This window comes from Planktotalea sp. (genome assembly GCF_039984035.1).
In the GTDB taxonomy this organism is placed as follows: Bacteria; Pseudomonadota; Alphaproteobacteria; order Rhodobacterales; family Rhodobacteraceae; genus Planktotalea.
Genome location: NZ_JBDWVM010000294.1, coordinates 1 through 5,206, shown reverse-complemented (window position 1 = coordinate 5,206; position 5,206 = coordinate 1). Strand labels below are relative to the sequence as shown.

At 55.0% G+C, this 5,206-nt stretch carries 5 protein-coding genes and 5 pseudogenes; 5 read left to right on the top strand and 5 right to left on the bottom strand.

What is annotated here, in order from left to right:
• Positions 1-28 precede the first annotated feature (28 nt).
• The 4 genes and pseudogenes from ABJQ89_RS13500 to ABJQ89_RS13485 all read right to left on the bottom strand — a co-directional run bounded on the left by ABJQ89_RS13500 (position 29) and on the right by ABJQ89_RS13485 (position 3,343).
• Positions 29-1,048: a hypothetical protein gene (locus tag ABJQ89_RS13500; RefSeq protein WP_348489026.1), complete on the bottom strand. Its 1,020-nt coding sequence runs from the start codon at positions 1,046-1,048 to the stop codon at positions 29-31.
• A pseudogene (locus ABJQ89_RS13495) lies at positions 1,048-2,545 on the bottom strand (IS66 family transposase). The gene ABJQ89_RS13500 and the pseudogene ABJQ89_RS13495 overlap by 1 nt, the downstream one beginning before the upstream one ends.
• 61 nt (positions 2,546-2,606) lie before the next feature.
• On the bottom strand, positions 2,607-2,954 hold the full coding sequence (tnpB, locus tag ABJQ89_RS13490; RefSeq protein WP_348489027.1) for an IS66 family insertion sequence element accessory protein TnpB: 348 nt from the start codon (positions 2,952-2,954) through the stop codon (positions 2,607-2,609).
• Positions 2,951-3,343, bottom strand: a complete 393-nt coding sequence (locus ABJQ89_RS13485; protein WP_348404290.1) for a transposase — start codon at positions 3,341-3,343, stop codon at positions 2,951-2,953. The genes tnpB and ABJQ89_RS13485 overlap by 4 nt, the downstream gene beginning before the upstream one ends.
• Positions 3,344-3,664: 321 nt before the next feature.
• Here ABJQ89_RS13485 and ABJQ89_RS13480 point away from each other — a divergent pair.
• The 4 genes and pseudogenes from ABJQ89_RS13480 to ABJQ89_RS13465 form a co-directional block, all read left to right on the top strand.
• A pseudogene (locus tag ABJQ89_RS13480) lies at positions 3,665-3,925 on the top strand (transposase); the annotation flags it as partial.
• Between the two features lie 128 nt (positions 3,926-4,053).
• Positions 4,054-4,332, top strand: coding sequence for a CopG family ribbon-helix-helix protein (locus tag ABJQ89_RS13475; RefSeq protein WP_348496726.1), 279 nt, complete (start codon positions 4,054-4,056; stop codon positions 4,330-4,332).
• Entirely contained in the window at positions 4,320-4,619 is a 300-nt protein-coding gene (locus ABJQ89_RS13470) for a type II toxin-antitoxin system RelE/ParE family toxin (protein ID WP_348496725.1), read from the top strand. The genes ABJQ89_RS13475 and ABJQ89_RS13470 overlap by 13 nt, the downstream gene beginning before the upstream one ends.
• A gap of 196 nt (positions 4,620-4,815) precedes the next feature.
• Positions 4,816-4,908: pseudogene (locus tag ABJQ89_RS13465) on the top strand (IS6 family transposase); the annotation flags it as partial.
• A gap of 38 nt (positions 4,909-4,946) precedes the next feature.
• On the opposite strand, the pseudogene ABJQ89_RS13460 reads toward ABJQ89_RS13465, so the two are convergent.
• Positions 4,947-5,066, bottom strand: a pseudogene (locus tag ABJQ89_RS13460) (IS3 family transposase); the annotation flags it as partial.
• Here ABJQ89_RS13460 and ABJQ89_RS13455 point away from each other — a divergent pair.
• Positions 5,063-5,206: pseudogene (locus tag ABJQ89_RS13455) on the top strand (IS3 family transposase); the annotation flags it as partial. The pseudogenes ABJQ89_RS13460 and ABJQ89_RS13455 overlap by 4 nt on opposite strands.

The following is a 5,206-nucleotide window of genomic DNA, read 5'->3' as shown; positions in this document are numbered from 1 at the left end:
GTAAGCGTCCGGTGTAGGCGCTTTTTTTTCATTGACTTGCAGGCCGCACACCGATCCACGGGCCATTTCGTTGCTCTCGGATTACTGCCGTCCACCTGTCGGCACTAGAGTTGCACCAGTTTATAATGACCGGATCGATTGGCCTGTCGATGTAATCGATGTGTTTTCCTGTCGCTAAATCAATACGTTCCAGCTGAGTCACCGGGAGCTGTTGTGAGATCATCTCTCCCAAACTGGCAAGTGCATCTCGCTTGACCTGGTCTTCTTTTGGGATGCTTGCGCTTAAGCTCAGGGCATCTGTGGCAAGCGCGATCTCGTTTGGCATGTTGCGTTCGCCGGGCACGAAGAATGTCTGACCCAACTCTTCTTCCGCTTGGCGTAGTTGGCTTGTGTATTTAGGGGCCGGATATTGCCAACTTGAGAAGGCGATTGAGACTTGCAGCTGATTTGACTTATGCAAGATGCCGTCCTCAGGATTTATGTCGATCTCTGTCAGAAGAGACGGGCCGTCGATCAACCAAACATGCAGAGTGTCGATCCGTTCTGGCGTGGTTAGTTCTAGGCGCTCGAGCTTGAACTTGTCGTTCGTTATGGGTTTCACCAAAAGTGCGTTTGGAAAGGCGGACCACGCTTTAGCAACAATCTTGCGGGCAGTGTCGATGGTGATCCTGTTAAGATGTGCTTTCCAAAATGTGGTCTGTCCTGTCAGATTTGCATAGCGATGTGCGTCTGGATCAGTCTCGTCCGGGATAATGCCGTTGACCGTCACTCCGAAGTTTGCGCAAAACTGGGTCAATGACATAGAGCCGTCGAATGGGGGGCCGATGTCTGCATCAAGAATGCAATTGCCGTCGCGCAGCGCATCATCACCCGGTTCATAGCCAACATGGACACGCAGTGAACCCCCGCGATATCGAACATACACATCCAATCCATCATGGGTTTCCCCATAGAACTGAGAGGGGCACGACCCACCACCACGAAGCTTAGGAAGATCGAGACCAAGGGGCGCGGGACGTTCCGGTGTATGGAAGCCAATCATTTGCATTAGTTAATACTCCAAGGCAGCAGGTCGCTGACGCGGTTAATCTTGTAATCAGGGATGCGGGCGAGTGTGTCCGCAAGCCATGCCTGTGGGTCGACACCATTCAGCTTGGTGGTTTCAATCAGGGTATAGGCGATGGCGGCGGCCTTGCCGCCAGCCTGCGATCCGACGAACAGGTAGTTTTTGCGCCCGATTGCAACGGATCGCATAGCGCGTTCGGCGGTGTTGTTGTCCAATTCTAAGATGCCGTGCTCGAGGTACGGTCTGAGCCGCGCCATGCGGGTCAGGGCGTAGCGGATCGCGCCTGCCAGCGGCGACTTGCCGGAGATACTGGGCAGTTGGGCGTGTAGCCAGATTTCCAGATCATCGAAGATCGGTTTTGCCTGCGCTTGTCGGAGATCGGCGCGTTGATCTGGTGGTGATCCACGGGCCTTTTTCTCTACCGCATACAGTTGCGCGATGCGCTTTATGGTTTCATCTGCGATGGCCGAACCTTGGGCGCGGTGAACATCGACGAACTTACGCCTGACATGTGCCATGCAGGCCACCTCGCGGATATCACCGGACCGGTACAGGTCTTCGAACCCGGCATATCCATCCGCATGCATCCAACCCTGATATTTTGCGAGATGATCTTTGGGGTGCTGCCCTTTGCGGTCTGGCGAGAATTGATACCAGCTAGCAGGCGGCGCATCGCTGCCCCATGGCCTCTCGTCACGCCCATAGGCCCACAATCGCGCGGTTGCCGTCTTGCCGGTGCCGGGTGCAAGCATCTTGACTGGCGTGTCGTCTGCAAAGATGGCCTGACCGGCCAACACATGCCGCCCGATTGCATCTGCTAGTGGCTCGAGAAGGGCTGTGGATTTGCCGACCCAGTCGGCCAATGTTGAACGATCAATATCGATCCCGTCGCGCTCAAAGATGCCGCTTTGACGATACAGCGGCAGGTGGTCGGCGTATTTGTTGACCAGAACATGGGCTAGCAAACCCGGTCCCGGCCTTCCGCGTTCAATAGGGCGCGATGGTAATGTGGCTTGTGTGAATGCTTCGCAGCCTGAGCACGCAAAGCGTGGTCTCACGATGCGGTTCACGATGAACCGACCGGGAACGTATTCCAGTTCTTCTGGTGACATCCTCGCCCAGACGGCGCAATCCACCACCGCACTGGCGGCAATCGTCGTCGCCAGTGGTCAACTCGACTTCCATGCGCGGGATGTGGTCAGGGATCGGGCGTCGCTTTGGCTTATCCTTCGGTTCCTCGTCGGGAAGGCGCAGCTTTGCCGTCATCTTGGCAACTGCGATCTCGCTGGTCTCAAGTGCCAACTGAAGCTGATCGATACTTTCTGATGACGATCCAAAACGGTGATGGCGTTGACCGGCCAATTGATGCCGCAGCTTCTCGATCAAGACCGCCTGCGACCTGACCTCAGCCAGCAAAAGAGCCGTGAACTGCCTAAGCTCGTCGGGGTCTTTCGGCAGGGTTTTGTCGACATCCAACATGGTCGAACCATAGCAGGACCGCATGTTTAGAGGAATCCCCACATGCCCGTTCCAAGCCTATTTATCCTGCCTGGAGCGGTGTCCAACTGCGTTGCGGCAGACGCCAATCGATCCCTTCCGACAGCATCGCTAACTGAGCGGCGGTCAGAGCGATCTTGCCTTCTTTTGCTGAGGGCCACACAAACCGGCCCTTCTCAAGTCGCTTGCTGAACAGGCACGCGCCTTGACCATCCCACCAGATGATCTTGATCAGGTCACCGCGACGTCCACGGAAGACGAACAGATGTCCGGTGAACGGATCCTGCTTCAGCGTTTGTTCGGCCTGTGCCGCAAGCGTCGTAAATCCCCGCCGCATGTCAGTCACACCCGCCGCCAGCCAGACCCGCGTGTTCGTCGGAACCGGGATCATACAGAAAGACCTCGGATCAGCCGGGCCAGTGCTTCTGGATCATAGCTGCCGACAATCCTTAGCTGATGACCGCCTGCGATATCGATCTCAATCGCGCTTTGGCCGGATGCGGCATTTGCCGCAAGAGGGGGGGTAGGTTCTTCGGTTACAGGCCGGTCAACGATCTCAACCGGAAGAAAGCACGGTGCCGGGGTGGCCTGTTCTTCGACCACCTCCAGATCAGGCGCAAACTTACGATCACGCAACCACTTGTGGATCAGATTGGCGTTCATGGCGTAACAACGTGCAACCTGCGCTACCGATACCCCCGACGCGCATGTTTGTGCGCAGATCGACACCTTCTCCTCATCCGACCAGAACCGCTTCTTCTGACCCTTCTTGCCCGCCATATCCGTCCTCAAGATGTCCACTATCAATGGTGGACACTTATCAACACACTCTATGGCGTGTCAGTGCAGGCAGGCCAGACGCTTACTTTTCGATCACTTCGCAAACGCCTTGAAAAACATAGTGCTTTGTTTCGGCCTCGGCCTGTTTCTCAAGGATTGCAATGCGGGTCTTCGTGGCTTTAATTTTGGCGTTGTTGTTGGTGAGCTGGTAGGCTTCATAAGCCACCACGCGGCCACAATATGGCTCTATGGTAATCCCCCCTAAAATTAGTGGTGTTCAAAAGTAGAGTTTTCTCGGCAAAATAACTGAGGAGATTTTTGATGAAGACAGCACGATACAGCGACGCGCAGATTATGGACATTTTGAAGCAGGCGGAGGGTGGTATGCCCGTGTCTGAGTTGTGCCGTGAACATGGCATGAGCAGCGCAAGCTTCTACAAGTGGCGCGCAAAGTTCGGAGGCATGGATGCGTCTTTGATCTCAGAGATGAAGGACATGGCCGACCAAAACCGGCGCCTCAAGAAGATGTATGCTGAGATGAGCATGCAGAATGATCTGCTGAAGGAAGCCTTAGGAAAAAAGCGTTAGAGTTGCGCCCCAGCCGATGGCCAACCCCTTCGATACCACGGGCATCAATCATCTGCTCAGATAAACTCTGGTAATGATTTTACTCTACAGGTAGTATAAAGTGATACCTATGGAGAAAAGCCATGCCAACACCCGTTGCAGTCAAACTGGACGAAGACGTCCACAGTCGTGTGAAAGTTCTCGCTGAAGCGCGGGACAGATCCCCGCATTGGATGATGCGCGAGGCGATTGCCCAATACGTCGAGCGTGAGGAAAAGCGCGAAGCGTTCCGCCAGGACGGTATTCGCGCCTGGAACACCTATCAGGAAACTGGGCTGCACGTGACACATGCCGCGGCGGATGCTTGGCTGGCCCAGCTTGCCGCTGGTGACGATCAGGAGCCGCCTGAGTGCCACGTCTGATCTGGTCGCCCGAAGCACTGGCAGATGTGCAGCGCCTTTATCGTTTTCTTGCCGAGAAGAACCCTGATGCCGCCAGACGTGCGGCTGGTGCTATCCGTGATGGGATGCAAATCATTGCAGACCATCCAGATGTCGGTCGTCCCGTCGATGACATGGATCCAGAGTTTCAGGAGTGGCCGATCAGTTTTGGCGCCAGCGGGTATCTCGCGCTCTATCGTTTGGAGAGGGACGTGGCTTTGGTGGTCGCAGTGCGGCACCAGAAGGAGGTTGGTTATCAGCCTTCGTAGGACCGTTCAAAAACGGTGGATATCGGTGGCTTTTTTTTGGGGGGGGTGTGAGGCTTGGGAAAGTCTGGGGTAGTGTCGCAAACTTTTGGAGCGCTGTTGCACTTTTCGACAGTGAAGTTCATTGGGCAGCCTTTCGACATCTCATTCAAGGTTTAAACAATTGATCAGTTTCAAAGGCGCACATTTTCCGAAATAGGTGATCCTATACGCGGTCTATTTCTACGTTCGGTTTGCGGTATCGTATCGGGATCTCGAAGAAATCATGAACGAGCGCGGCGTCGATGTTGATTGGACCTGTCGCGTTTTCGTGCCGCCCCGAGTGCTCGTTTAAGCCACTTTACGTTCGAAAGCGACGGGGCTTTTCCAGCCCAGTGCTGAGTGGCGACGACGCGGATTGTAGAAGCCATTGATGTATTCAAAGATAGCCATCTCAGCCTGCCTGCGCGTTGGGCACGCGCAAGTCGATGGTGTTACCTGACGGTCCAAACCAGCGTTGGTCATTGGATTTTGTATCTGACGCGCTGACAGATGGCCGGGGGTTTCGCATTCTGGCTGTCGTTGATGACTTCAGTCGAGAGAACTTGGTG